General features: G+C 63.6%; 26 protein-coding genes, 1 pseudogene and 1 riboswitch. Of the genes and pseudogenes, 13 read left to right on the top strand and 14 right to left on the bottom strand.

All coding sequences use genetic code 11. The features are described from left to right. Nucleotides 1–95: 95 nt before the first annotated feature. Nucleotides 96–674 carry a TetR/AcrR family transcriptional regulator gene (locus tag A2J03_RS06955; protein WP_197480647.1) on the top strand — a complete coding sequence of 193 codons (579 nt, stop codon included), beginning with the start codon at nt 96–98 and terminating at the stop codon, nt 672–674. After that, nucleotides 671–2,008 (top strand): ABC1 kinase family protein, encoded by a 1,338-nt coding sequence (locus A2J03_RS06950; protein ID WP_068371264.1) that lies wholly within the window; start codon nt 671–673, stop codon nt 2,006–2,008. The genes A2J03_RS06955 and A2J03_RS06950 overlap by 4 nt, the downstream gene beginning before the upstream one ends. Nucleotides 2,009–2,081: 73 nt before the next feature. On the opposite strand, the gene A2J03_RS06945 is transcribed toward A2J03_RS06950, so the two are convergent. Continuing rightward, nucleotides 2,082–3,071: an NADPH:quinone oxidoreductase family protein gene (locus tag A2J03_RS06945; RefSeq protein WP_068371261.1), complete on the bottom strand. Its 990-nt coding sequence runs from the start codon at nt 3,069–3,071 to the stop codon at nt 2,082–2,084. Between the two features lie 29 nt (nt 3,072–3,100). Here A2J03_RS06945 and A2J03_RS30405 point away from each other — a divergent pair, with 29 nt between their 5' ends. Together A2J03_RS30405 and A2J03_RS06940 are read left to right on the top strand one after the other, a co-directional pair. Beyond that, on the top strand, nt 3,101–3,256 hold the full coding sequence (locus tag A2J03_RS30405; RefSeq protein WP_156520248.1) for a hypothetical protein: 156 nt from the start codon (nt 3,101–3,103) through the stop codon (nt 3,254–3,256). Then, nucleotides 3,243–4,133, top strand: a complete 891-nt coding sequence (locus A2J03_RS06940; RefSeq protein WP_068371259.1) for an amidohydrolase family protein — start codon at nt 3,243–3,245, stop codon at nt 4,131–4,133. Before A2J03_RS30405 ends, A2J03_RS06940 begins: the two co-directional genes overlap by 14 nt. Here the strand turns inward: A2J03_RS06940 and A2J03_RS06935 are convergent. Next, on the bottom strand, nt 4,120–4,977 hold the full coding sequence (locus A2J03_RS06935) for a patatin-like phospholipase family protein (RefSeq protein ID WP_068371257.1): 858 nt from the start codon (nt 4,975–4,977) through the stop codon (nt 4,120–4,122). The genes A2J03_RS06940 and A2J03_RS06935 overlap by 14 nt on opposite strands. Before the next feature lie 45 nt (nt 4,978–5,022). Then, nucleotides 5,023–5,859: an alpha/beta hydrolase gene (locus A2J03_RS06930; protein ID WP_068371254.1), complete on the bottom strand. Its 837-nt coding sequence runs from the start codon at nt 5,857–5,859 to the stop codon at nt 5,023–5,025. A 149-nt stretch (nt 5,860–6,008) separates the two neighbouring features. On the opposite strand from A2J03_RS06930, the gene A2J03_RS06925 reads away from it, so the two are divergent. Next, complete coding sequence (locus A2J03_RS06925; RefSeq protein ID WP_068371251.1) at nt 6,009–7,118, top strand: alkane 1-monooxygenase; 1,110 nt, start codon at nt 6,009–6,011, stop codon at nt 7,116–7,118. 119 nt (nt 7,119–7,237) lie between these two features. On the opposite strand, the gene A2J03_RS06920 is transcribed toward A2J03_RS06925, so the two are convergent. Continuing rightward, complete coding sequence (locus A2J03_RS06920; protein ID WP_068371248.1) at nt 7,238–8,428, bottom strand: ATP-binding protein; 1,191 nt, start codon at nt 8,426–8,428, stop codon at nt 7,238–7,240. Between the two features lie 293 nt (nt 8,429–8,721). On the opposite strand from A2J03_RS06920, the gene A2J03_RS06915 reads away from it, so the two are divergent. Further along, the gene (locus A2J03_RS06915) at nt 8,722–9,225 is read left to right on the top strand and encodes a 2-isopropylmalate synthase (protein ID WP_068371245.1); all 504 of its coding nucleotides are present in this window, start codon (nt 8,722–8,724) and stop codon (nt 9,223–9,225) included. 119 nt (nt 9,226–9,344) lie between these two features. Here A2J03_RS06915 and A2J03_RS06910 read toward each other — a convergent pair whose 3' ends face one another. Next, nucleotides 9,345–9,815: a hypothetical protein gene (locus A2J03_RS06910; RefSeq protein WP_068371242.1), complete on the bottom strand. Its 471-nt coding sequence runs from the start codon at nt 9,813–9,815 to the stop codon at nt 9,345–9,347. A 68-nt stretch (nt 9,816–9,883) separates the two neighbouring features. Here A2J03_RS06910 and A2J03_RS06905 point away from each other — a divergent pair. Continuing rightward, a pseudogene (locus A2J03_RS06905) lies at nt 9,884–10,759 on the top strand (alpha/beta fold hydrolase); the annotation flags it as partial. Here A2J03_RS06905 and A2J03_RS06900 read toward each other — a convergent pair. Together A2J03_RS06900 and A2J03_RS06895 are read right to left on the bottom strand one after the other, a co-directional pair. Next, complete coding sequence (locus tag A2J03_RS06900) at nt 10,755–12,041, bottom strand: LLM class flavin-dependent oxidoreductase (protein ID WP_068371239.1); 1,287 nt, start codon at nt 12,039–12,041, stop codon at nt 10,755–10,757. The pseudogene A2J03_RS06905 and the gene A2J03_RS06900 sit on opposite strands and share 5 nt — an antisense overlap. Nucleotides 12,042–12,044: 3 nt before the next feature. Further along, complete coding sequence (locus A2J03_RS06895; protein ID WP_068371235.1) at nt 12,045–12,800, bottom strand: 3-oxoacyl-ACP reductase; 756 nt, start codon at nt 12,798–12,800, stop codon at nt 12,045–12,047. A gap of 52 nt (nt 12,801–12,852) precedes the next feature. Beyond that, a riboswitch (TPP riboswitch) is annotated at nt 12,853–12,948 on the bottom strand. A 67-nt stretch (nt 12,949–13,015) separates the two neighbouring features. Between A2J03_RS06895 and A2J03_RS06890 the strand changes: the two genes are divergently transcribed. After that, on the top strand, nt 13,016–13,318 hold the full coding sequence (locus tag A2J03_RS06890) for a hypothetical protein (protein WP_068371233.1): 303 nt from the start codon (nt 13,016–13,018) through the stop codon (nt 13,316–13,318). A gap of 28 nt (nt 13,319–13,346) precedes the next feature. Here A2J03_RS06890 and A2J03_RS06885 read toward each other — a convergent pair whose 3' ends face one another. The 3 genes from A2J03_RS06885 to A2J03_RS06875 are packed head-to-tail and all read right to left on the bottom strand — an operon-like array spanning nt 13,347 to nt 16,529. Then, entirely contained in the window at nt 13,347–14,633 is a 1,287-nt protein-coding gene (locus A2J03_RS06885; RefSeq protein WP_068371230.1) for an alpha-amylase family glycosyl hydrolase, read from the bottom strand. Further along, nucleotides 14,630–15,790, bottom strand: a complete 1,161-nt coding sequence (locus A2J03_RS06880; RefSeq protein WP_068371227.1) for an alpha-hydroxy-acid oxidizing protein — start codon at nt 15,788–15,790, stop codon at nt 14,630–14,632. Before A2J03_RS06880 ends, A2J03_RS06885 begins: the two co-directional genes overlap by 4 nt. A 49-nt stretch (nt 15,791–15,839) precedes the next feature. After that, nucleotides 15,840–16,529 (bottom strand): type 1 glutamine amidotransferase, encoded by a 690-nt coding sequence (locus tag A2J03_RS06875; protein ID WP_231912402.1) that lies wholly within the window; start codon nt 16,527–16,529, stop codon nt 15,840–15,842. 112 nt (nt 16,530–16,641) lie between these two features. Between A2J03_RS06875 and A2J03_RS06870 the strand changes: the two genes are divergently transcribed. Beyond that, a complete protein-coding gene (locus tag A2J03_RS06870; protein ID WP_231912401.1) occupies nt 16,642–18,615 on the top strand; it encodes a helicase-related protein in 1,974 nt (657 codons plus the stop codon). 104 nt (nt 18,616–18,719) lie between these two features. Here the strand turns inward: A2J03_RS06870 and A2J03_RS06865 are convergent, their stop codons facing one another. From A2J03_RS06865 to A2J03_RS06855, 3 genes are read right to left on the bottom strand one after another with little or no spacing between them, the layout of a single operon-like run. Then, nucleotides 18,720–19,127 (bottom strand): DoxX family protein, encoded by a 408-nt coding sequence (locus tag A2J03_RS06865; protein WP_068371221.1) that lies wholly within the window; start codon nt 19,125–19,127, stop codon nt 18,720–18,722. A gap of 47 nt (nt 19,128–19,174) precedes the next feature. Further along, nucleotides 19,175–19,648 carry an ArsR/SmtB family transcription factor gene (locus tag A2J03_RS06860; protein WP_068371219.1) on the bottom strand — a complete coding sequence of 158 codons (474 nt, stop codon included), beginning with the start codon at nt 19,646–19,648 and terminating at the stop codon, nt 19,175–19,177. Beyond that, entirely contained in the window at nt 19,645–20,733 is a 1,089-nt protein-coding gene (locus A2J03_RS06855; protein ID WP_068371216.1) for a serine hydrolase, read from the bottom strand. The genes A2J03_RS06860 and A2J03_RS06855 overlap by 4 nt, the downstream gene beginning before the upstream one ends. Nucleotides 20,734–20,912: 179 nt before the next feature. Between A2J03_RS06855 and A2J03_RS30400 the strand changes: the two genes are divergently transcribed. Both A2J03_RS30400 and A2J03_RS06850 read left to right on the top strand, forming a co-directional pair. Continuing rightward, nucleotides 20,913–21,083: a hypothetical protein gene (locus tag A2J03_RS30400; protein ID WP_156520247.1), complete on the top strand. Its 171-nt coding sequence runs from the start codon at nt 20,913–20,915 to the stop codon at nt 21,081–21,083. A gap of 107 nt (nt 21,084–21,190) precedes the next feature. Further along, nucleotides 21,191–21,952 carry a GTP pyrophosphokinase gene (locus A2J03_RS06850; RefSeq protein WP_068371213.1) on the top strand — a complete coding sequence of 254 codons (762 nt, stop codon included), beginning with the start codon at nt 21,191–21,193 and terminating at the stop codon, nt 21,950–21,952. Nucleotides 21,953–21,967: 15 nt separating this feature from the next. Here A2J03_RS06850 and A2J03_RS06845 read toward each other — a convergent pair whose 3' ends face one another. After that, a complete protein-coding gene (locus tag A2J03_RS06845; RefSeq protein ID WP_082897660.1) occupies nt 21,968–22,798 on the bottom strand; it encodes a DUF72 domain-containing protein in 831 nt (276 codons plus the stop codon). 25 nt (nt 22,799–22,823) lie between these two features. Here A2J03_RS06845 and A2J03_RS06840 point away from each other — a divergent pair, with 25 nt between their 5' ends. After that, on the top strand, nt 22,824–24,389 hold the full coding sequence (locus tag A2J03_RS06840) for a metallophosphoesterase (protein ID WP_068371211.1): 1,566 nt from the start codon (nt 22,824–22,826) through the stop codon (nt 24,387–24,389). 56 nt (nt 24,390–24,445) lie between these two features. Continuing rightward, nucleotides 24,446–25,189 carry a nuclear transport factor 2 family protein gene (locus A2J03_RS06835; protein WP_068371208.1) on the top strand — a complete coding sequence of 248 codons (744 nt, stop codon included), beginning with the start codon at nt 24,446–24,448 and terminating at the stop codon, nt 25,187–25,189. Nucleotides 25,190–25,197: the final 8 nt, after the last annotated feature.

Genomic DNA, 25,197 nt, shown 5'->3' with positions numbered 1-25,197 from the left:
TGCTCCTGACGGGGTCGGTGTCGGCCTGTTGTACCGATAGGTACAGTCGAAGCCGTTCCCCGCAATGGCGCGAGGGGCGACCCCGAGGAGTAACAGTGTCACGAGCAACTACCGACCGGCGAGATGTGGTGCCGGTTCTGGCGGGCGTATTCGGCGATCACGGCTGGAACGGATCGTCACTGTCGGTCATCAGCAGCAGGACCGGGCTCGGCAAAGGCAGTCTCTACCACTTCTTCCCTCGTGGAAAGACGGAGATGGCAGAGGCCGTTCTCGACGACGTCGAGGCGTGGTTCCAGGTCAACGTCTTCACGCCACTGCAGGCGGCAACGGACGCCCGCGCCCACTCTTCCGACATGTTCGCGCAGACACTGAAGTACTTCCAGTCCGGCCGCCGCGTCTGCCTGTTCGGCGCGTTCTCCCTCGGAATGGAGCGAGCTCTGTTCGGCACCCGGGTCGCCAAGTACTTCACTGATTGGATCGACGCACTGACGCCGGTCCTACGCCAGCTCGGTCACGGTGAGGACTCCCGCGGACTCGCGGAGGAGATCGTCGCAGGCATCCAAGGCGCACTCGTGCTCGCACGAGCATCCGACGACGGCCGGAGTTTCGAACGCGTGTTGACTCGGCTGGAAACCGCGGCCCTCGGCGCAGGCACTCCCGGGGTTGGCCGATGAGCGGGAAGCGCATTCCGCCGCTGCGCACGTTCGGCGTTCGCGAATTTCTCCGCCTCATCGTCATCGGTGCCGTTCTGGTGCTGTACCAGTTTCGCGCTCTCGGACGGTGGATGGTTCGTCCCCGCCGCGGCTGGCCGATTCATGCATCGGAGGGTGTGGTCGACGCGTTCTTCGTACTCGGCCCGACGTTCGTCAAGGTCGGACAGTTGATGGGCTCCTCGCCCGGATTGTTCCCGAAAGTTCTTGCCGACACCTGTCTTCGATGTCTCGACGAGGTTCCGTCGTTCCCCGGGGCGCAAGCCCGAGCCATCATCGAAGCCGATCTGGGCCGCAGCACCGACGAGTTGTTCCAGCGTTTCGATGACACTCCGCTGTCCTCGGCATCTGTTGCCCAAGTGCACCTGTGCGTTCTGCAGGACGGCCGCGAAGCCGTCATGAAAGTTCAGCGACGCGGCATCTACCACCGCATGAAGATCGATCTGCGCATCGCCTACATCTTCGCGCGTGCACTCGAGAAGTACATCGGATTCTTCGCGACCGCCAACGCATCCGCCATCATCGTCGATCTGCACGCCGCGACGTTTGCCGAACTGGACAGCGTCGTCGAGGCACGTCGCCAAGCGTCGTTCCGTGCCGCGATATCCGCGTTCGGCGACAACGAGTACGTGACGGCCCCCGAGATCATCGACGAGTACTGCGGCAACCGGGTCATCTGCATGGAACGCATGCACGGATCCCCGCTCGATCAGTGCACGCCGGGCGACACTTCCGAGCTGGTGGTACGCCGAGCAGCGAAGGTCTGGATGGAAGCGCTTGTCCTGCACGGCCTTTTTCACGGCGATGTGCACGCCGGCAATGTATGGGTGCTCGACGACGGACGAGTGGCGTTCCTCGATTTCGGCGTGATGGGTGAGCTCGACGAACAGTGGCGCTCACTACTGCAGGATCTGTTCCACGCCACGGTGATCGACGGAGACTTCACCCGCCTGGCAGGCAGCGTCAAACGCCTCGGCATCGTGTCCGAGGACGTCGGCACCGATGCCGAGGTCGGCATGATTCTGCAGGCCGTCTTCGCGCCGATGTTGTCGGACACGTTGGCGCACTTCAGTCTGACCGACTTCATCAAAGCGCTCGTCGGCATGGGCAAGCAGTACCGCACGTCGAGCCCCGAGGAGCTCATTCTCGTCGGCAAGCAGCTGGGCTACTTCGAACGGTATGCGATCGAGCTGGCCCCGAACTGGGCGCTGGGGACCGATCCGTTCGTGTTCAGGAACGTCTTTCCCGCCGAGGTGGCGGCGTTGTCGCAGGCCCGCGGGGTGGAGCTGCCCGACTAGTGGCACGACTGAGTGTCCTCTGGTGCACTCAACCGTGCCACTGGCGGCGGAGCCGCCTGAGTCGATGGGCGGCTCAGGCGAGCTGCAGGACCACTTTGCCTGCAGCAGTGCGATTTTCGAGCGAAGCGATTGCCTCGCCCGCCTTGTCCAGTGGGGACACGGACGGCTCGGGAGCGCTGAGCTTCCCGGATGCCAGCAGCGGCTTCAGCTCGGCCCACTGAGTGGCGAGGTAACCGGGGCGCGTCATCCACCACGCTCCCCATCCGACACCCACGACGTCGACGTTGTTGAGCAGAAGCCGGTTGACCTTCACCGTGGGAATCTCACCACCTGTGAAGCCGAGGACGAGAATGCGTCCCGACGGCGCCAGACTCCTGATGCTGTCGGTGAATCTGTCACCTCCGACCGGATCGACGACGATGTCGACGCCCTTCCCTCCAGTCAGTTCCTTCACCGCGTCCTTCCACCCTCGGCCGTTCTCGTCCTCGACGAGCACGACATCCGTGGCGCCTGCGGCCTTCGCCGTCTCGGCCTTCGCGGCGGTGCTGACGACCGCGATGACACGCGATGCACCCAGAACCGGAGCGATACGCAACGCTGAGGTTCCGATGCCACCTGCGGCGCCGTGCACCAGAACCGTCTCGCCCTCGGCAAGCCGTCCGCGCTGCCGAAGAGCGAAGTGGACCGTCAAGTCGTTGAACAGCAATCCAGCGCCTGCAGTGAGCGACACCGAATCGGGCAACGCGAACACAGTGTCCGGAGAGACGACCACGACCTCGGCCATACCGTCGGACAACCCTGTCAGTGCCGCGACACGGTCGCCCGCTGCAAAGCCCGAGCCTTCGGGCGCGGACCGGACGATTCCCGCAACCTCGCTGCCCGGGACGAACGGCAAATCGGGCTTGTACTGGTACAGCCCTCTCGTCAGCAGGGCGTCGGGGAAAGCCACGCCGGCCGCGTGAACATCGATGACCACCGCGTTCTCACGGGCGGCGGGTTCGTCGACGTCGACGATCTGTACCGAATCCGGTCCGTCGAGACTCGTGATGTGTACCGCGCGCATGTACTGCCCTCTCCTCGGCCGACAATTCTGTGACCCACGGTACAACCGGTCGTATCGGGTACTACGCCGACACCGCCACCACCTGCGCGGTCCGGCTGTGCTCCAATCGAAGTATGAACACGCCACTGACCGTCGAGGCACCGGCTACGACGCTCGAGCAGGTCGAGACCCATGTCGCCGAGTGAGACGGATCAGGTCCGGGGGTTCTGGGAGGACCTCGGCCTTCCCGGGATCTTCGACGTGCACACCCACTTCATGCCCAAGAACGTCATGGACAAAGTCTGGTCCTACTTCGACTCGGTCGGGCCCCTGACAGGTATGGCATGGCCGATAACGTACCGCGAAGACGAGGACGTACGACTGGCCACGTTGCGCGAGTTCGGGGTACGCGGCTTCACGTCGATGATCTATCCGCACAAGCCTGACATGGCTGCGTGGCTCAATTCCTGGGGAGCCGACTTCGGGCGACGGACACCCGACTGCGTGCAGACCGCGACGTTCTATCCCGAAAGCTCGGCCGGCGGCTACGTCGCCGACGCGATCGCGGCCGGGGCGCGAATCTTCAAGTCACACATACAGGTCGGTGACTATTCGCCGAACGATCCCCTGCTCGATCCGGTCTGGGGCGCGCTCCAGGACGCTGCGATACCGGTAGTCATCCACTGCGGATCCGGCCCGTCACCCGGAACGTACACCGGCCCGGAACCCATTGCCGCGCTGTTGCACAGGTTCCCCCGACTTCCGCTGATCATCGCGCACATGGGCATGCCCGAGTACGTCGAGTTCCTCGAGTTGGCCGAACGATACGGGCACGTGCGACTCGACACCACGATGGCCTTCACCGACTTCTCGGAAACGTCCTGGCCGTTCCCCGTCTCCGCGAGGCCACACCTTCGAGACCTGCAGGACCGCATACTGTTCGGCAGCGACTTTCCCAACATTCCGTACACGTACTTCGACGCCCTGCACGCCGTCGCGCGGCTCGACCTCGGCGACGACTGGACTCGAGATGTCTGCTACAGCAACGGTGCTGCGCTGTTCGGGCCGATCAAGCTACCGTGAAGTGCTTGATCACGTCGGCTGTGCGTTGCCCCTGCCGATAACCGGCCTCCGCGGCGGCGGCCCTGACCGCCAAGTCGGTGAGATCCGGTCCGATCGCGGCCAGCGCTTCGGTGTCCGGACGGATGACCTCGACGGCTGAGCCCCGTGCGGACAGATGCGCCCGCTCGGCCTCGAGCGGATCGAGACCGGGCTCGAAGACGCCGACCTGAAGGACGAGCACCCTCGCGAAACCGACTGCAAGATCGGCATTCTCGCTCGATCGGACACCGCCGTCGACGTAGCGGTGAACCCCGACGGTCACCGGTGGCCACATACCCGGAATGGCGCAGCTCGCGGCAACAGCGTCGACGAGACGCACTCCCGAGTCTCGATTCAGAACTCGGTGACGCCCGGATTCGGCGTCGACCGCGACGACACGCAAGTCGCGGTCGGGCCATTCGTGAGCCGGCAACCTGCGCTTGATGGCTGCTCGTCGTTCGGCCTCGGGAGGCGTCACAGCTGCAAGCGCCACCTTCCCGACTTCGCGCGCGAACTTCTGCCGGTCACCGGCAGAGCGCTCCGTCGCCCGGTCGAGCAGTTCGTTCAGCTCGTCGATCGACACGTCAGGGCGCGGCTCGTCGATCTGCAACTCCGGATCCACCTGCCGTGAATACAGCTCGCTCAGTGTGGCGCCGCTGGTCACCTGCGCGGCCACGGTCGAACCTGCCGACGTCCCCAACAACATGTCGGACCAAGAAGGTGCAGTCACATCGATGCCGGACTCGGCCAGACCGTGTAGTACACCGGTCTGCCACGCGATTCCTGCGACCCCGCCGCCACCCAGAACAAGTGCTGTGCGCGCCATCGTCCAACCCCCTCTTCGGCTTGCCCCGGGTGAGAACCTACTAGGTCACTGCAGACGCGGCGACAGCCAAGCGATCAGGTCACCGAGAACCTTCTCCTGTTCCGGCTCGTTGAAGACCTCGTGGAACAGGCCGTCGTAGACCTCGATCGTGAGATCCGTCGAACCTGCCTTGTCGGCAATCATCCGACTACCCGACACGTCAGCGAGCCGGTCTTCGCTGCCGTGCTGAAGCAGGACAGGGAGCGTGAGCGACGAGAGTAGCGCCGGATAGCTTTCCATCGCGCCGACGAGCTGGCTGGCCAATCCGGCAGGAACCTTGCCGTGGTGAACCAGCGGATCGGAGTCGTACGCTGCCACGACCGCCGGATCACGGGATACATCGGACGACGCGAGCGATTGAACTGGAACACCTGGCGCGATGCGACCCAAAATCTTGCCGATGGGGATGAGAATCTTGGGCGTACCGTCACCGAGGACCACCGCCGGACCGGACAGCATCAACCCGTCCAACTCGGCCTGGTACTCGAGCGCGTACGACAAGGCGATCGCGCCACCCATACTGTGCCCGAGCAAGAAATTCTTGGTGTCCGGATGCGCCGCGCGCGCGATGCGGAACAGTTCGTGCAGGTCGACGACGTAGTCGGACCAACTCTTCAGCTCCAGCCTCTTGCCACCCGATCGACCGTGCCCCCGGTGGTCCGGGGCGTAGACCACAAGCCCGAGCTTGCCCAACTCGGCAATGACGTGGTCGTAGCGTCGGGCATGTTCGCCGAGACCATGAGACAGGACGAGGAGCCCGGTAACCGGCACGTCAGGCGTCCATACGTCGTACACGATGCGGGTACCGCGCCGCCCGGTGAACTCCGACTCGGTTCTGTGCACTGGTGTTACTCCTCACATGGACAAGTGGCCATCCGCTCATGACCTGGGGCCGAAGCCCAGAGTAGAAGAGTCGCACGGAAATAGCTGTTATCGTTAGTAAGGGTAAATTGTTGGTGGTTGTTCTGCGGAGAGGGGGTACTCACTCCCTTATGAGCGGACAGACGTCAGTCCCAGCGTGGCGGGACCCGAAGCGCTACCTCTGGCCGCTCGGCCTCGTCATTCCGCTGAGTCCGTTCATGGCGTGGGGACTGGTCTCGTGGCTCGGCCCCGGCGCATTCTGGTTGCTCGGACTGTTCATCATGGGCATCGCAATCCCGCTCGTCGACGCCGTCACCGGAGTGGATCGGACCAATCCGCCACTCGAGGCTGCCGAGGCACTCGAGAACGACCGGTACTACCGCTGGTGTCTGTACCTGCTGATTCCGCTGCAGTACGCCGGACTTGCGACCGCGTGCTACCTCTGGGCGTACGGTCCCCTCGGCGTCCCGGAGCGACTCGGGCTGGCAGTGACGGTCGGCATCGTCGGGGGCGTCGGCATCAACGCAGCTCACGAACTCGGGCACAAGCGTGAGAACGTAGAGCGTTGGTTGTCCAAAATCACGCTGGCCCAGTCGTTCTACGGCCACTTCTACGTAGAACACAATCATGGTCACCACGTGCGAGTGGCGACCCCAGAAGACCCGGCATCCGCTCGGTACGGCGAGAGCTACTGGAAATTTCTGCCGCGCAGCATCATCGGTGGAATCCGATCGGCGTGGGAGCTGGAGCAGCGGCGACTACAACGCATCGGGGCAGCCAAGTGGTCCGCGCACAATCACCTGTTCAACGCTGCGGCAATCTCGTTCGTCGTGTTCGGGGTCCTCATTGCGGCTTTCGGGTGGATTGTCGCGCCCTACCTCGTGATGCAAGCCGTCATCGCCGTGATCCTCTTCGAGGCCGCGAACTATCTCGAGCACTACGGCTTGCTTCGCCAGAAGAGGTCGAACGGGCGATACGAGCGGACCGACCACACGCACAGTTGGAACAGCGATCACCTGTGGAGCAATCTCTTTCTGTACCACCTGCAACGGCACAGCGATCACCATGCGAACCCGGTTCGGCGGTACCAATCGCTGCGCACCCTGGAGGAATCCCCCCAGCTGCCGGCGGGGTACGCGGTGATGATCTTCTGCGCACTCGTTCCGCCGCTCTGGCGAAAGGTGATGGACAAGCGGCTGATCGACTACTACGACGGCGACATGTCGCGGGTCAATCAGTAGCTTCGGCCTTCAGCCGCCGCAGTGGCATAGCGGCTCCGCCGCAGTGGCATGGTTGAGTGCACCCCGGTGCACTCAACCATGCCACTGGAGCGGAGCGACCTCGGGCACTGGCGGAGCGCCTAATCGTCCGTCTGCGCCCGCAGATACCGCCCGAAGTGGGGCACCGTGAAGGCAATCGTTCCCCGCTCTGCGGAGTAGATGAGACCCTTCTTGATCAAGCCGTCGCGCGCAGGTGACAGTGAGGCCGGCTTGCGCCCCAGCTCCGTTGCCACCGCGGACGTCGGCACTGACGCCTCGTCGCCCGACAGATCTGCCATGGCACGCATGTATTCGCGCTCGGCAGGCGTCGCACGCTCGTAGCGGGACCCGAAGAACCCGACGGCGAGTTCCTCCTCGGCCGTGGGCGCGGCGACTCGAACGTCCTCGGCTGTGATCGGGGACTCCGCCGCCAGATCCCACGTCGCCTTGCCGTACGCCTGCACGAAATAAGGGTATCCGTCGGCAGATTCGTATAGAGCGTCGAGCGCCTCGGTCGTGTACTCGACATCTTCCCGATCGGCGGGCGCGATCAGCGCAAGGTCCGCAGCTGCCCGTTCCAGCCTGCCGATCCGGTGATAGCTGAACAGCCGCTCCGAGTAGCTCTTCGACGCGGACAACACAGCGGGCAGGTGCGGAAGACCCGCGCCGACGATGATCAGCGGAGCGGTGTCCTGGCTCAGCTCATGACACGCAGCGCACAGAGCGGAGATGTCCGCCGGTCCCAGATCCTGCATCTCGTCGATGAAGATCGCAATGCCCACGCCGACATCGCCGGCCAGGGACGAAGCGTCGAGAAGCAGTTCCACCAAGTCGATCTCGATGTCACCGGAGTCGGCACGACCGGTCTTCGCCGGAACGTCGATCCCGGGTTGCCAGCGTTCCCTCATGCCCTTGTCCGCCGACGCGCGCAGCGCGAATGCCTTGAGCACACCGAGGAACTCGTCGACACGCTCCGGATCCCGGTGCGACGCCGCGATACCTCGAACCGCCATATGCAGCGCCGACGACAGCGGGCGTCGCAATTCCTGATCGGGTCTCGCCTCGATCTTTCCGGTTCCCCACCCGCGCGCGACCGCGGCGGATCGCAGGTGGTTGAGCAGCACCGTCTTCCCGACGCCTCGCAGCCCTGTCAGAACGACACTGCGTTCAGGTCGGCCGCGGGTGATGCGTTCGAGGACGACATCGAAGGCGTCCAGCTGCTTCTTACGACCTGCGAGCTCGGGAGGGCGCTGACCTGCGCCGGGAGCGTAGGGGTTACGCACGGGGTCCATGGGGCCAAAGTAACAACAGTGATAGCAAATTATGTGGACATCTAGCTCGTGTCCTAGAGAGCCTTATGAACGGCTATCGGCTCTGTTGCACAATCTCGGGCACTCTAAGTCAAAGGCTAGATATCGATAGAAAGTCCAATGCTTGCATCTCGAGAGCGGCTGCGGCTACATTGGCGTCCGTGAAGCGCATTCTCGTAGTACGCCGCCGTAGCGGGGTCTAATTCGGACCGACCCCTCGCTGCGGGTCGTCGTGCTGCCTCGGTCCTTCCTTCACATCCGGAAAGACCATCATCATGAACGCTCTCACGTCCCCCATCTCGAACGATTCCTTTGCCGCTCGATTCGGCGCCCCACTCCCGCGCGACCTGCAGAAGCACGCCGAGGGTATGAGCTGGACCAACTTCACGCAGCAGTTCGCGGCATCATCAGGACCCATCCGCCTCGGAAGCTGGGACTCCACCACCGCACGGGGCGGACGGACGTCCTTTGCCGCCACCTTCGGAATCGGCGACTCGATCCACTCCGCGAGCGCAACTACCTACGGCCCGATCGACGCGCTGACCTCGATGCTCTACGACGCCGGCTTCCATCTCGAGATCATCTCGTTCCACCAGCAGACCGTTCACTCCGCCGACCCCAACTCCGCCAACCCCACTGCCGAGCGCGGAGATCGCACCGCCACCTTCGTCCTCGCCGAGTTCGACGGCCGTCAGCGCTGGTCGATGGCAATCGAATCCGGTGCCACCGAATCCTCGATCCGCGCGATCATCGGCGCTGCGAACATGCTGCACGGCTGACAATCGGTCCCTCTATTCATATCTACCTCATCTGCTAGATATGGATAGAGGGTCACAGAGACGCTTGCTAGCTCGATCTACGGCTCTCTTTGCCACGAGCTAGATTGCCGTAGAAGCCCCTACGGCATTTCCATCGTCTGCGCGCGCTGAATCTCGGCAACCGCGCGCCGAATGTAGACATCGGCGGCGGCATTACGCCTGACCAGCAGATCCGCGATGATCAGCACCGCATGCTCTGCGCGCGGACTCGGGCGATTCCCCTCGGTATCCGCCACCCCGAGCGCTCCCGTCAGCACCTCGACGAACCCTTGTACGTCGAGGTCGGGATACCACTCGACGGCTGACCGGACGGCACTGGACAGCGCATCCTGTACGTCCTCACCCGTCAGGCCATCGGGATGCAGTTCCTCCAGGAGAGACCTGACCATTTCGGCGTGAATGGCTCCGACCTGCGCGTGATCCTCGGACGACAGCTTCTCGACGGCGTCGGCGAACGCGACCTTCGCCTTGACCCGAGCAGAGCCGATCGCGTCTTCGGTTGCGCGGGCGATCGCACGCACTGTCGGTGGCCACTCGGGCGTTGGAATCACCCATCGATTCTCGCAGGCGGTTCCGACAGGTGGTTACATGTAACCACGATTCATACTAATGTGGGTTCATGGAAACAGTCTACGAGCGAACGACCGTCGTCAACGAGGGCATGCAGCTGGCGGTGTTCGAGACGGGCAACCCCGACGGTGACACGATCGTGCTGGTGCACGGCTGGCCCGATACCCACGAACTGTGGAGCCACATCGTGCCGCTACTTGCCGACAAGTTTCGCGTCATCACCTACGACTCCCGCGGTGCGGGGGAGAGCACGGTACCGCAGGAGCGCGCGGCGTACCGCCTGAGCAGCCTGGCCTCCGACTTCTACGCGGTTCTCGACGCCGTCAGCCCTGGCCGGCCGGTGCACGTCCTTGCGCACGACTGGGGTGCCGTCGAGGTATGGGAGGCCGCAGCCGAGCCGCGCGCAATCGACCGAATCGCTTCGTACACATCCATTTCGGGGCCGAATCTCGATCACCTCGCCATGTGGTCGCGTGCACGGCTCACCACACCGTCGTGGACCGGACTGAAGCAGGTGTTCGCGCAGCTGCGAGCATCCTGGTACACGGTGACGTTCCACATTCCCGGCCTGTCGACGCTGCGGATCAAGCGCCAGTTCGCCAAGGGGTGGCCCGCATTCCTGCAGGAGTTCTCGAACGTCGACCCTGCCCTCGTGACACAGAACCCGACGCTGTTCTCCGACGCAAGCAACGGGACGAATCTCTATCGCGCCAACCTGATTCCACGAATGTTGAACCCCAGGGAACGCTACATCGATGTCCCGGTGCAGTTGATCATCAACACCGAGGACGTGGCGGTGCGCCCCTACCACTACGAAGACACGCACCGGTGGGTGAAGAATCTGACCCGCAACGACATCCCAGCAGGGCACTGGTCACCCATCTCGCATGCGGCCGAGATCGCTGCCCTGACGGATGAGTTCATCGACTGTCTCCCTCGCCGAGTCGACCACGCAACGTCGCAGCCGCATAGTCATGCCGAAACAGCCCTCGCGACTGCAGGATCGGGACAACCTGGCCCACAAAGTCCTCCAACCCCGCGGGATACAGTGGAGGCATCAGATTGAAGCCGTCGGCGGCGCCGCCGCTGACCCAGGCCTCCATCTCGTCCGCGATCGATTCAGGAGTGCCGATCATCGTCGCGTGCCCGCCACCGGCAGCAAGCGTGCCGAGAAGCTCACGCACGGTTGGCTTGTCCTTGGCAACGATGCGCAGAATGGTCTCGTAGCGTCCGTGCGGACCCGTGAACTCCTCGACGGGTGGGAGCGTGGGAACCGGCGCGTCCAGTTCCCACTCCCGGCAATCCTGTTCGATGTACATGCCCAGCTGACGCAGTGACTGTTCCACGGGGAGTAACGCATCGAGTTCGGCCTTCTTCGCGTGCGCTTCGGCCATGGTCGACCCGATGTACGTGACGAGGCCGGGCATGATGCCGACCGAATCGGCGTCGCGGCCGGCCTTGTCGATTCGAGTCTTCACATCGGCGTAATAGCCTGCCCCCGAATCGATATCGTAGGCGACCGCGTAGATCGCCTCGGCGTATCGCGCCGCGAGATCCCGCCCCTCTCCCGACGCACCGGCCTGGAACAGCACCGGCCTTCCCTGTGGCGAGCGAGGGACCGTCAATGGACCGTCGACTCGAAAGTGCTTGCCCACGTGATCGATCGAATGCACACCGTCAGGGTCCGCATACTGACCATCGCGATCGAGCTTCAGAGCGTCGCCGTCCCAGCTGTCCCACAGCGCAAGAGCGACCTCGACGAACTCCTCGGCGCGAGCGTACCGCTCTGCACGCGAGGGTATCTCGGTGAATCCGTGATTGCGGGCTTCGGCGTCGAACATCGAGGTGACGACGTTCCACCCCGCACGCCCGCCGCTGATGTGATCGAGTGAGGCGAGCAGCCGGGCAGCATGGAACGGAGTATAGAAGGTGGTGGACACCGTCGTCACCAGTCCTATGTGTGACGTCGCCCTCGCCATCGCCGTCAGCGCGGTGATGGGTTCGAGGAACCAGGTTCCCGCTCCCGCCGGATCACGCACCGAATGACCGTCGGCGAAGAATACCGCGTCGAGCTTCCCTCGCTCAGCAGTCTGCGCGAGCTCCTCGTAGTAGCCGATGTCGCCGAGATCCTCGACGCGAGAGCTCGGATGGCGCCACGCAGCGCTGTGGTGGCCGCAACCGAACAGAAATGCGTTGAGATGCAGCATCGTTCAGTCCTTGACCAGTCCGCCGTCCACCACGAGATTCTGTCCGGTCACCGACCTCGACCACGGTGATGCGAAGAACAGCAGTGCATCGGCGAATTCCGCGGGCGTCACCACTCGCTGCAGGGGAGTCGACGCAGCAATCATGTCGAACACCTCCTCCGGCGTCGCCGCGCTGGCGTCGGTGGTACGCAGCAATCCACCGGATACCATGTTGACGGTGATGCCGTCCATGCCGAGATCGGCTGCGAGCGTGCGGGTCAGGGACAGCAGGGCCGCTTTCGCCGCCGTGTAGTCGTGGTACGGAACCACCGGGTTCTGAAAAAGATTGGTTCCGACGTTGATGATGCGGCCGAAACCCGCGGCCCGCATTCCGGGCACCGCACGCTGGGTCGTGGTCAACGCTCCTCGAACAGTTCCCTGGAATTGCGCATCGAACTGCTCCCACGAAATGGTGTCGGCCTTGCTTCGGGCGTCGCCGTTGAACGAGAAGTCGGCGAGGGCGTTGTTGACGACGGTAGTGACCGTGGTTCCGAAGTGCTGCTCGGCGGCCGTGAAGAGCGCGTCGACCTCGTCGGCGACAGTGATGTCGGCCTGTACGGCCAACCCACCGATCTCCGCAGCGAGCTTCTCGGCCGATACCGCGCTGGCGCGATAGTTCACGACGACGCGTGCCCCCTGGTAGGCAAATGCTCGCGCGATCGAAGTCCCGAGTCCTCGTCCTGCGCCGGTGACCACTACGGTCTGCTTGTCGAAATTCATGCGCTCCCTCTCGCTCGCTGGTCGACATGCGGCGGCGGAGAAGACAATGCACCCGTGCGGATGCAGACATCCCTACGCTGGTGTTGACCAGATCAGGTTCGACGGGTGTGATCTCAGCCGCTTCGGTGCGGCACCCCGTGTCGCCGACGAGTGTACATCTCGGGCTCTGTACCTGTATCTAGCACTGGCAGTAGAGATGGATATAGGCTCCTACGATGCGCGAACGAGAGTACGTCGAATACTGGTTGGACGAGAACGTCGTGCTCGTCCTCGACAACCGCGTCGTCGAAATCTTCGATGCCTCACAAAAGACCGTCTCGGGTCGACCACGCTGGCACGTCGCGCACATCGGAGTCGACGCCAAGCCCCGTGGCGGCGGACTACGCGTCAAGATCGGCGCACGCTTGCCCGACGACTCGATGTCGTACCTCGGCGGGCAAGCGGTGTTCGACGTCCCGGAGGACAAAGTCCCGCATGTGCTGGCGTTCTTCGACCGCGCGAAGCACGCTAGAGGCTGACTGCGATCCGGTTGCCGGGCACCGTTCCTCAACCGAAGACTGCCCACCCGTGCGCCGGCACCGAGTTCCACCCCGCATGTTCGGATGCTTCGCCGGCCACGATCTCACCGGACACGCGATAGTCGACCGCCTCGTTCCCGAGGTTGAGAGCGACGTACAGCGCATTCTCGGCATCGAAAACCCGGTAGAGCATGGCTGTGTTGGTCAGCTCGAGAGTCTCGGTACGTGCGTGGTGCAGCCAGGGATTGCGTCTGCGTAGACCGATCAACTCCTGATGCAAGTGGAAGATCGGCCACCCACCCGGATCGAGTTGTTCTTTCGCCATGGGGAATTCGGGACGAACATCGTCGTCGCCACCGACGCGCTCTTCCTTGACACCACGGAAGCCCTGCTCGTCGCCGTAGTAGATCATCGGCGTTCCACCGGTCGTGAACAGCACGACGTGGGCGTGCGCGAGGTGCCGTTCGTCGGTGATCGTGCTGGCAATCCGGTTCACGTCGTGGTTGCCGATGAACGTCGCCGGGACGAACGTGTCCATCCAGTCGTTGTGGCGGCCCAGAGCATGGGAAAGCTCGAAGAAGTTCTCCTCGACGATGCCGCTCCACGTCGCCTTCCACAGTTCGTACTGTGTCACCGAATCCAGTGAACTCGACGTCACGATCGCGGCGTAGTCGCCGTGTATCACCTCACCGAGGAAGTATGCGTTCGGATGCTTCTCCCGGACGCGGGGAATCACCGCACTCCAGAACTTCGGCGGCACAGCGTATGCCGCGTCCAACCTCCAACCGTCCGCGCCGCGGCCCAGCCAGTGATCCATCACGTCGGCGACGTAGTCCTGCACTTCGGCGCTGTCATGATCGAGCGTGACGAGCTCATCGTGGCCTTCGAAGTTGCGATGCTTCGGCTGGCCCGACGACCTGTCGATCCGGAACCACGACCCGGCGCCCTCGCGTAGCTCCTGCTGAAATTTCGGAAATCCCTGTCCCACATGGTTGAAGACACCGTCGAGCATCACTTTCAGACCACGACCGTGCGCCGCATCTATCAGAGTATCGAAGTCGGCCTCGGTACCGAGCCTGGAATCGATGCGGAGATGGTCGATGGTCTCGTACCCGTGCCCCTCCGAGGCGAAGATCGGGCCGAGCGCAATTCCCGACGCTCCGAGTTCGATTGCGTAGTCGAGCCATTCGACGACCTTGAGAAGACGGTGCTCGTCGGCCATGGACTCCCCGTCCCAATCACGGACCGGTGCGCCCGCGAAACCGAGCGGGTAGACGTGCCACCAGATCGCGTGTTCGACCCATGAAGGACTCATACGTGAACCACCGAATCGCGGTCGAGCTCGGCGGCACCGGTGTGTCCGGAAAGGCTGGTGACAAGATCGAATTCGGCCAGAATGCAGCGCAGGACGTGCTCGACGCCTTCCTGACCGCCGAGGGCGAGTCCGTAGAGGAACGGCCTACCGAGCAGCACCGCATCGGCGCCGAGCGCGAGGGCCTTCGCCATGTCGGCACCGGTCCTCACACCGGAGTCGAACAGAACCGTCAGCTGTTCGCCGACGGCGTCCACGATCTCGGGTAGGGCATCCAACGATGCTCGGGCACCATCGATCTGACGACCACCATGGTTCGATACGACGATTCCGTCGACACCGTGATCGAGGGCCAGACGTGCATCGCCGACGGTGCAGATGCCCTTCAGTACGATCGGCCCGTCCCAATGCTCGCGAAGGAAGGCCAGCTGCGACCAACTCAGCCCGGGATTCGGGAACATCTGAGCCCAGTGCATCGCAGCGGCAACGGGATTGGCTTCGACGGACTGCTCGAGGCCGGCTTGGAATGCGGGATCGGTCAGGTAGTTCTCGATTCCCAGATTGGCCAGAAACGGGAGGTAGCCGCGGTCGAGATCCGCCGGGCGCCATCCGAGCAACGTCGTGTCCAGCGTGAGGACGAGCGTGGTGAACCCCGAGTCCTTCGCGCGGCCCAGAAAACTCAACAGCACGGATTCGTCTGTAGGCCAATACAACTGATACCACCGGGCTGCATTGCCACCGGCTTCGGCGATCTGCTCGAACGAGTGCGAGGCCTGCGTCGAATGCACGTACGGGACGCCGAGAGCAGCCGCGGCCCTGACGGTGGCGAGTTCGCCGTCCGGATGCGCCAGCGTCTGGATTCCGACGGGCGCGATCAGCAACGGCGCAGCCGATTCGGTGCCGAGGATCGTGCACGAATGGTCACGTTCGACGGAACTTCTCATCATGCGCGGCGCAATCCGCCAAGCGTCGAACGCATCCCGGTTGGCACGCGCCGTCGAGCCGCTGCCGGCGCTGGCGACGATGTACCCCAGCGCCTCGGCAGTCAACGACTCCGCGGCCTCCGCTTCGAGCTCAGAGAGGTTCGTCGTGATCTGCGGCCTCTGATCGGTGAACATGCCCTGCGCATAGATGCCGATCTGATGGTCGCTGAAGTTCATGCCCTCCACCGTAGCGGGAGCCCCACCGTCGGTGTCGTGGAAGAGGGGGTCAGTGGCCGGAAATCCAGGCGTCGAGCAGCGCGCTGCACCGGACGCGCAGCTCGACCTCGTTGGCAGTCAGATCCTTGCGAATGACATCGACCATGTCCTGGTCCTGCTCGACACCGTCGCGCACCCAGGCAACGGCCCACGATTCGAAGACGTCGACGTCGATCTCCGGATGGAACTGCAGACCGAGGTGCCGTCCCTGCACGAACGCCTGCTGACCAGCGTCGTTGCGGGCTATCACCGTCGCGCTCTCGGGGGCTACGAATGTGTCGCCGTGGTACTCCATCCAGGGGCCGGGACCTATCAATTCGGGCCGGGACGTCGCGATCTCGATCAGACCGTGCTCCGGAAACTGCGACTCCGTCACTGTTCCGCCGAGTACCCGTGCCAGCAGTTGTCCGCCGAAACACACGCCCAGAATCGGCACGTCCATCTCGATCGCCGTCTGCAGATATGCACTCTCGGCTGCAATCCACGGAGTCTCGTCGTACGCGGCATCGGGAGATCCCATGACCACGAGCATCGCCGCATCGTCGAGGGCAGGGGGAACCTCACCGAGTCCGTAGTCGAAGGAATGCACGTCCAGCTCGTAGCCCCGGCTGCGCAACTCCGGCCCGAGGGTTCCGATGTTGCGGTAACCGAGCGCCCGGTCACGGTCGTGGACGAGCACGACCGCACGACTACTACCCACAGCTCGTTCACCTCTACTCGCACCGACATCCATGTCGCCGCCGAAGGCTACGCCAGACCCCACGCCGGTGCAGTCCGTGGATCTGTCGGTGAGGTGCTTTACGGTGTCTGTCGTGCCACCACGTCGACGAAAGCCCACCACCACTGCCCGCACGGTCGCCGCGGGCAAGAGCGCTGCGGCGCGCAAGTTCAAGCAGTCGACGGGTGCGGCGTCCAATTCAACTGCCTCCAAGACAACAGCCTCCAAGAGGCGGCCGGCCACGCGAAAGAAGGCGGTTCGCAAGACCGCGTCACCTGACCTGAGAATGCCCGACCCAGGCGAGCGCGTGTGGGTGCTGGACGTCCCGTTCGAGGACAGAGCACTCGCCTCGGCGTCCGGCGCGCGTTGGCATCCGGGCCTACGAGTGTTCGCGTACTACGGAACCGAGCTTCCCGACGGGTTGGCCTCGTTCGAGTCGATGCCGTACAGCCTGCAGCGGTGGGTCGAGGACGACGCGAACGAAGAGTGGCGTGACGAGGTAGTCCACGAGCGCTCGATGACGCCTCGCGAAACCCAACTGGAATCGGTTCGGAGGCAGCTCGACGCCATGGCGAACGGCTTCCCCTACTTCGCCCAGATGGACTCGACGGGACTCGGCAAGACGTTGGCCGTGTGCGAGGCCGTTCGTCAGATGAAGGATCCGAGCATCGGTACGGTCCTCGTCGTCGCCCCCAAAGGCGCTCTCCCCGGCTGGCGGCGCACGATCGCCGACACCGAAGCCGACGTGGATCCGGCGGACCGCAAGCGCTGGCTGCTGGTCACCTACCAGTCCACGAAGAAGCTTCTCACCGTTCCCGAGGACACCGATCTCGGCAAACGCAAGAAGACCCAGAACAAGCGAACCATCACACTCGGCGAGCTGCGGTTCGACATCGACATCGTCATCGCGGACGAGTCACACGCCTTGATGAACATCGAGTCCCAGCAGTCGCAGATTCTGTGGCGCTACCAGGAGGCCGCACGCGCCGTCGTATGGATGTCTGCAACTCCTGGATACCAGCCGATGCACTTCGCCTACATGGCCCGAGCCATCGAACTCAGTCGCGGGGACGGGCAGATCATCGGCGACGAGGACGCTCTCGGCTACGCGGTGACAACCAAGTGGGCGGCATTCCTGCAGGACGAGGGCTTTGCATTGAAGGAAGGCAAAGCGACGACCGGTCTGAAGACCTGGCGCTGGGAACCCGAGGACGCTGCCCGACGCGAACGCGACATCGGAACCATCCACCGGTGGTTGTCCGGAGGAGCCGTGCCGTGGTCCATCTCCCGTCCCTCGCCGCCGACCCCACGTGAGCCTCTCGGGCAGGAGCTCACGGCAGCTCAGAAGCGGTTGTACAACTCGGCGTGGGTCGACTACCGCAAGGAACTGGGCCTCCCGTTGTGGAAGTTGTCTGGTGGGAAGCGGGTGCTGCAGAAGAATCCGAGCACCCGTGCTGCAACGTTGCGGTTTCGCCAGAAGTGCTCTTACCTGAGGATTCCCGCGACGGCCGACCAAGTTCGATCTTGGGTGCGGGACGGTAATCAGGTGTTCGTGTCGATGTTCTACCGCGAGTCCGTGGCGGCCCTTGCCGAGACCCTGCGCGAGGAGGGCCTCGACGTCGCAGTCGTCGACGGCAGCATGAGCAGTCCGGAGCAGGAAGTGCAGATTCGACGGTTTCAGACCGGCGCATCCCGCGTCATCGTGTCCACCACGACGAGCGCGATCAACCTCCACACCAACGAATTGCTGCTGCCGGACGCGCATCATCGGGGTTCCCCGCAGGCTTCGCTCCCGTCCGTCTCGACGTCGGCACCGCGCGTGACGCTCATCCACGACCCTCGATGGACCCCGATCGACATCCGCCAGATCGAAGGCCGCGCAAATCGCATCGACAAGGACCATCAGCACACGACGTCGACCTGCTACTACGGCTACGCCGAGGGAACCGTCGAGGAGGAAATGGTGCTGACCGGCATCGAGCGGATCGCCGATCTCGGCTCCATCGTCGGGCAGTCGGATCTGATCGACCCCGAGGCGTTCTTGGCGGCGCGGGCCGAGCGCGCGTAGTCCCGTTCCGACGTAGTCACATTCCGACCGTAGTCACATTCCGACCGTAGTCACATTCCGACCGCAGTCACGTTCCGACCGCAACCACGCGCGCACCGGCGGTATCAGCGCACGATCGGCATGACCTGTCGAACCCGAGGATCGCGCAGGTACAACGCACCCCAGACGGCAACGCCCATGTACACGGCGAACAGCACAGTACTGAACAGCGGCTTGTCGACGCGCCAGTTGGTCAGGACCGCGCCGCCGAGGTAGCCGGTCAACAAGACCGCGCCGAGGAACGCTGTCCGCGGCACGAGATACAGCGCAACGCACACGAGCAGTACGACGCCGATGACCGGCGTCATCTCCTCTCGGAGTCCGAGATCGACTGTCGCATCTCGCACTTGCTGCACATTGATCAACTTGGTGACTCCGTCGAAGATCAGAAAGATCGCGAGGAGGGCCGTCAGCGCCCAGCCGATGCGGGCTGCGGTGCGCGAGGCGGTCGCCGGGGTTGTGGTTGTAGTCATGCCTGTATCGACACCGCCCGAACCCGAAACTCATCGGTGAGACTGCGCTATGTCCCGAGTTCGCCCGAAATATCCGCTGCCGCGAGCATGGACACCAGCAGCGGCACAACCTTCTTCGCGTTGATTCGGTAATCACCTCTGCCGTGTTGTTCGACCACGTTCGCCGATCCGAGGGCTTTGAGGTGGTGATAGACCTGGCCGGTGGATCCCAGCCCCACCACCTCCTGGAGGTCTGCCGCGTTGGCCGGACCCCGCAACAGCCTCCGAACGATCTGCAGCCGCACCGGATGGCCCAACGCGGCAAGCACCTCGGAGGTTCGCGCCACCGACAGTTCGAGCACGGCATCGGGGGAGTAGCCGATATTCCACGTGACGTCGCCGTGCAGGTGCACATCGCCCTGATAGGCGACGGCACCGCCGGTGGGCATGCTTGTGCCTGCCGCGTCGCCGCTCCCTCGACGCTCGAGCTCGGCGACGCGTGCCTCCAGCTCGGCCAACCTCGCCTCGAACTGCTCGTTCACACGACGCAGGCTATCCGGTCCAGGACCTCCGGGGACTGCAAGGCGTCGATGATCAACATCTGCTGGTTTCCGAAGCCTGCGTTGGCCGCGTCGTATCGGTCGGCGGGCAAGCCGTCGGTCAACCACACCGCAGTGGCGACGGTGTCGTCGTCGCGCCGTAGCTCGAATGCCTGAGTCAGGACACCGGGCAGATTGCCGCCCTTGAAGCCCATTCCTTCCGCGCCGTCCGGTGCCGGCTGGTACTCGAGCTGCCGAAGAGCGATGTCGGCTCCCTCACCGAAACTGCCGTCGGCAAGAGATCGATACATCGAATCGAGCTGCGCAGCAGAACCTCTCGCGCCCACAAGCTCTACCGACGCGGCCTGATCTGCGTAGGCGGGTACCACGACGTCTGCGCCGGTGACGGCGCGGAATTGCTCGTCGAATGCCCATCGTTGGGCAGTAGCCCACTGATCACCCTCGCCCAGAGCGGGATCGAACACCGCCAGAACAGTTGTGACGAGCGTCGGCGCCTCGAATCCTTCCCAGCCGCCTGCCGCAGCGGCCTCTACGAGTACATCGTCTCCGAGTCGGTAGCGGAGGTAGTCGGGCACCGCGTTGTCGCTCTCCTGAATCATCGCGGTGACCATGTCGTCCAGTCGGACTGTTGCGCCGAGGTCCGTGGCACCGACACCGTCGTTGGCAATGCCCAACCTGTCCAGCGCCGCCGGGTGCGCACCTCCGTCGGTCCCTGGGACGTACCAGCGCTCCCAATCCAGCAGTGGCACTTGCTCGTCGGCGTCCAATTGTCCAGCGGCGACCGCACGCGAATACGCGGCCAGGTGGACGACCTTGACCGCGGAAGCCAATGCCTGCTGTTCGTCCTGCCGATGCTCGACGACGTGGCCACGGCCATCGTCGACGACGAGAGATACCGTCTCCGGGGATTGCTCGATCAACCCCAGCCAGCCCTCCTGGGTGTTCAAATCAGTCGACATCACCGGGGCGCAGTTGTCTGGTTCTTGCGTGTTCGACTCCGTAGCGGAGCATCCGGCCGCGAACAGTGCGGCCACACATCCGGCGGAAGCAGCGACGGTGCGACGCATCGGTATCCCTCTCTGTTTTTCCGTAATTACGGAATACCGTATTCGGGATCGTTCACCGAAGCAATGGGAACATACGTTCGAATACATGGTAACCTGATCGGGCCGTCCGGGAGCCCCCGCTCGCGGACGGTCCAACTCCGATCGGCGGTCCCAGATGAACACCCCTGCCGGAGCCGGCGATGCCGGCCACACACTCCATCGATTGGGCGATCGATGGGTCGAGAGCGCACCGCAATGGTGCGCTCACGGTCACGCCCTCGGCCCGCGAACCGTGCTGGTCGGGTCGAGGGCGTGCTCCTGCGGCCGGGGACATCACCGCACCCATGCCTGCCGAACGTGCGGTGACGTGACGTTCAGCCCTCGACTCGGACCGCAGTGCGCCGACGCCAGCTTCGACTCACGCGGCGCCGACCAGCACAGATGACGGTTCGAACCGGGCTTAGTACAGAATCGACCCATGGAAAGCAACGCCACGGACAACGGGGGCAAGGCCGTCGAGATAGCCGACTTCGATCAGCTTCGGAGCGACTTCACCCGCTTCATGATGAGCTACAAGTTCGGGATCGACGAGCTCATGACCAAGATCAATATCTTGAAGGAAGAGTTCACGCACATCCACCGGTACAGCCCGATCGAGCACGTCGGTTCGCGGCTGAAGACTCCGGAGAGCATCATCATCAAGGCACGACGAAAGAACTGCCCTCTCACACTCGACGACATCCGCACCAACATCGTCGACATCGCAGGCATTCGCATCACATGCAGCTTCATCTCCGACACCTACCGCATCGCGGACATGATCGGCAGCCAGACCGACGTCCGCGTGCTCGAAGTGAAGGACTACATCGCCGCTCCGAAACCCAACGGCTACAAGAGCCTTCACCTCATCGTCGAGATACCGGTGTTCATGAGCGACCGCATTCAACCGGTCCCGGTGGAACTGCAGATCCGCACGATCGCGATGGACTTCTGGGCAAGCCTCGAGCACAAGATCTTCTACAAGTACCACGGCACCATTCCCGCTCCGCTCCTCGCCGAGCTCACCGAGGCAGCGGACAGCGCGAATCGACTCGATGTCACCATGGAACGGCTGCACGACGAGGTCGCCGAAATCAAGGGCGGCGAGTCGAGCGACGCCATTCATCTCGATTCGATGCCACCACTCTCGCTCCCGCGTGAGCTGCTGATTGCAATGCTCGACGGCAGAAAACCCCTGTGACAGCAGAGAATACGATCAGATACGGCTGATCAACCTCATCGCGTCGTGCGGCGCGTAGCCTTTGACGTCGTTGTCGAAGTACACGAACACGTCGAGCTTCGACGTTGTCCACGCGGCGACACGGGCGGCCCACGCGTCCAGTGACGTGTCGTCGTATCCGCTCGCGTACAACTCCTCGGCACCGTGAAGCCGTACGTACATGAAGTCGGAAGTCGGCGTGTCCACGAAGGGGTACCGGCCTGCCGAATCCGCAACGACGAAGGCGATGTCGTGCTGTCGCAGAACTTGAATCGCCTCGGGAGTATCGAAGCTGGGGTGGCGAACCTCGAGCGCATGGCGTATCGGTCGCTCGCCTGCGACGACGAGGCTCACCCGATCCTCCGGCAGCTTCTCGTCCCGTCGCCCGGCCAGCGCGACAGCCTCGGACGTGGTTCGAGGGAGGAGAGCGAAGAAGGCGGCCAGCTTGTCGGCGTCGAACTGCAGGTTCGGTGGAAGCTGCCACAGAATGGGGCCGAGCTTCTTCCCCAGCCCGAGCACACCCGTCGCAAAGAAGTTGGCCAGCGCTGATTCCACACCGACCAGTCGCTTGACATGTGTGACGTATCGACCGCCCTTGATCGAGAACACGAAATCGTCGGGGGTCTCGTCATGCCACTTCGCGAAGCTCGACGGCTTCTGCATCGCGTAGAAGGTCCCGTTGATTTCGATCGACGACAATCGCTCCGATGCGTATGCCAACTCGCGTCGATGCACGAGTCCCGTGGGATAGAAGTCGCCGCGCCACGGCGCGTACGTCCAACCGGAAATGCCGATTCTGACGTCCGACAGACGTTTCCGCGATGCCATTGCGACAGTATGTAACCTGAACAGAGTGAAGGCCGCACCGACCATCGGATCGCTTCTCTTCGCCTGCGCGCTCGTAGGTGCCGACGCGGTAGCCGACCCCGCCGCGGCACGCGTCCAGGCGCCCGCTGCTGCGATGCCCGCGCTCGGCCTTGTCGCAGTTCCACACGCCGTCTCCGCCGAGATGGTCGCGGGTGTCAGCGGCACAGGTGTCAGCGGCACAGGTGTCAGCGGCAAGGAGGTCAGCGGCAGCATGGAAGCCGGCACCGAGTCGTCCGGCTTCGAATCTCGTACGTCCGCGTGGAACGAATTCCCGTATCTCCGGTACACCGCCACGTTCGATCCCGACGTCGACAGTGCCGAGATTTCGTGGCAGGGCACCTCGGTCAACACCAACGACCTGGCAATGCACGTCCTCGATCCTGTCGAAAGACGCTGGGGGCCTGCCGTCGCCGTCGCGCAACCCGACTCGCCCGGAGGACTCGTGAGCCTCACCGCGCAGGTGACGGGAATCGACGGCCCCGTCGAGGTCATGATCGTCGACAGCCCCCGCGAGGACCGCTCGTTCGCCGAGAACAACGCCGAGGCAGACGGTTCGTTCGCCGAGCCCGGTACCTATGACTTTGCGCTGCAACACATCACCGATACCCAGTACATTTCGCAGGACAATCCGTCCGTCTACGACGACATGACGCAATGGACTGTCGACAATGCCGCCGAGTACGACGTGGACTACAGCATGCACACCGGCGACATCATTCAGAGCTGGATCCGCCCGGGTCGACCGGATACGCAGTCTCGCATCGAATTCGAAGCCGCGAGCAAGTCGATGGAGCTTCTCGAGAACGCGAACCTTCCACACGGCGTCCTGCCGGGTAACCACGACAATCTGTGGAACGTAGCAGGCAAGCTCGTGCCGGGAATGCACGAGGAGAATCATGCCCTGTACAACGAGTACTTCGGGCCGGATCGGTATCGGGACCAGCCGTGGTGGGGCGATTCGTTCACGGCAGAGGACAATTCAGCGCACTACGACCTGATCGACATCGCCGGTGCGAAGTTCCTGATGCTCTACATCGGATACAACCCGCCCGAGAAGGTGATGAAGTGGGCCGAGCAGGTGCTCGCGGATCATCCGGATCGAAATGTGGTGATCGGCTCCCACTACTACCTCGACGAGGGCGGGGAGAAGAAGCTGATGGCATTCGGCGACATCGGTGCCAGCTCCGGCCAGCAGATCTGGAACCGCCTCGTGAAGCCCTTCGAATCGGTGTTCCTGGTGCTGTCCGGGCACGTCGACGGGCAGGCCACCGTCGTGGACCGCGACGTCGACGACACCGGCCGCACCGTCGTACAGCTACTGGCCGACTACCAGTACTTCGAGATCGACGGCGAGCGAGCAACGGGCTTCCAACGGATGCTCCAGTTCGATATCGACGGTGAAACCTTGGCCGTGACAACGCATTCGCCTACGCTGGACCGCTACGACGTCGAAAGCTTCGACCCTCGCAGGCGGTTCCTCCCCGAGGACGGCGAGTTCGTCACCGATTTCACTCTGCGTGCAGATGTGCCGCGGGCAGTCAGCGCACGCTGAGCGCGTGATCCTTCGATTTCGGCTCACACTGGGCCGCTGGGCGATAACGTCGAGAGATGCGCACCGCTGAGGACCTCCTCGCCGCAGTCCAGTGTTCACCCGATGCCGTTGCGATTCACGATCGGGCGACGTGGGTCGATCTCTACGCACGTGAAGGCGTCGTCAACGACCCCGTCGGGTCGAAGCCACACCGCGGGAGGGAGGCGATCGAGCGCTTCTACGACACCTTCATCGCACCGAACACCATCAACTTTCACATCGAGAACGACTTCGTCTGCGGGATGTCCGTCGTCCGAGATCTGTCACTGGAAACGATCATGTCGACCGGCGCGGTGCTGAACGTGCCGATGCACATTCGCTACGACCTCGTCGAGGAAGACGGTGAGCTGAAGATTTCGCGCCTCGCCGCCCATTGGGAGCTGCGGTCGATGATCGGTCAGCTTCTCAGCGCGGGTTCCCGCGGACTGATCGCGGGGGCGAAACTGACGCCGCAGTTGATCGGAAACCAGGGGATAGCCGGAGCCCTCGGCTTCATGGGCGGACTGCGAAGTGTCGGAGCACAGGGAAGAGAAGCGGCCGCGGAACTGCTGAAGAGTTCACCCATGACGGATGCGTTGGGACAACCGGTTTCCTCCCAGGTGCTCCGCGGCGCAACCTACCGGAAGTTCCTCGCCGCGGGCAGGACAGTGAGCGTGACGATGGACGGATCCTTCGGCAGTGGAGTGGTGTTCATCGAGTTCGCGCCCACATCGCTTGATGCCGAGTCGATCACGGTGTTCGCGTCCGATCGTGATACCTAAGGAGCTAC

It is taken from the genome of Rhodococcus sp. EPR-157 (assembly GCF_001647195.1).
Taxonomy (GTDB): domain Bacteria; phylum Actinomycetota; class Actinomycetes; order Mycobacteriales; family Mycobacteriaceae; genus Rhodococcoides.
The sequence above is the reverse complement of the archived record's forward strand: the minus strand, read 5'-3'. Positions and strand labels throughout refer to the sequence as shown.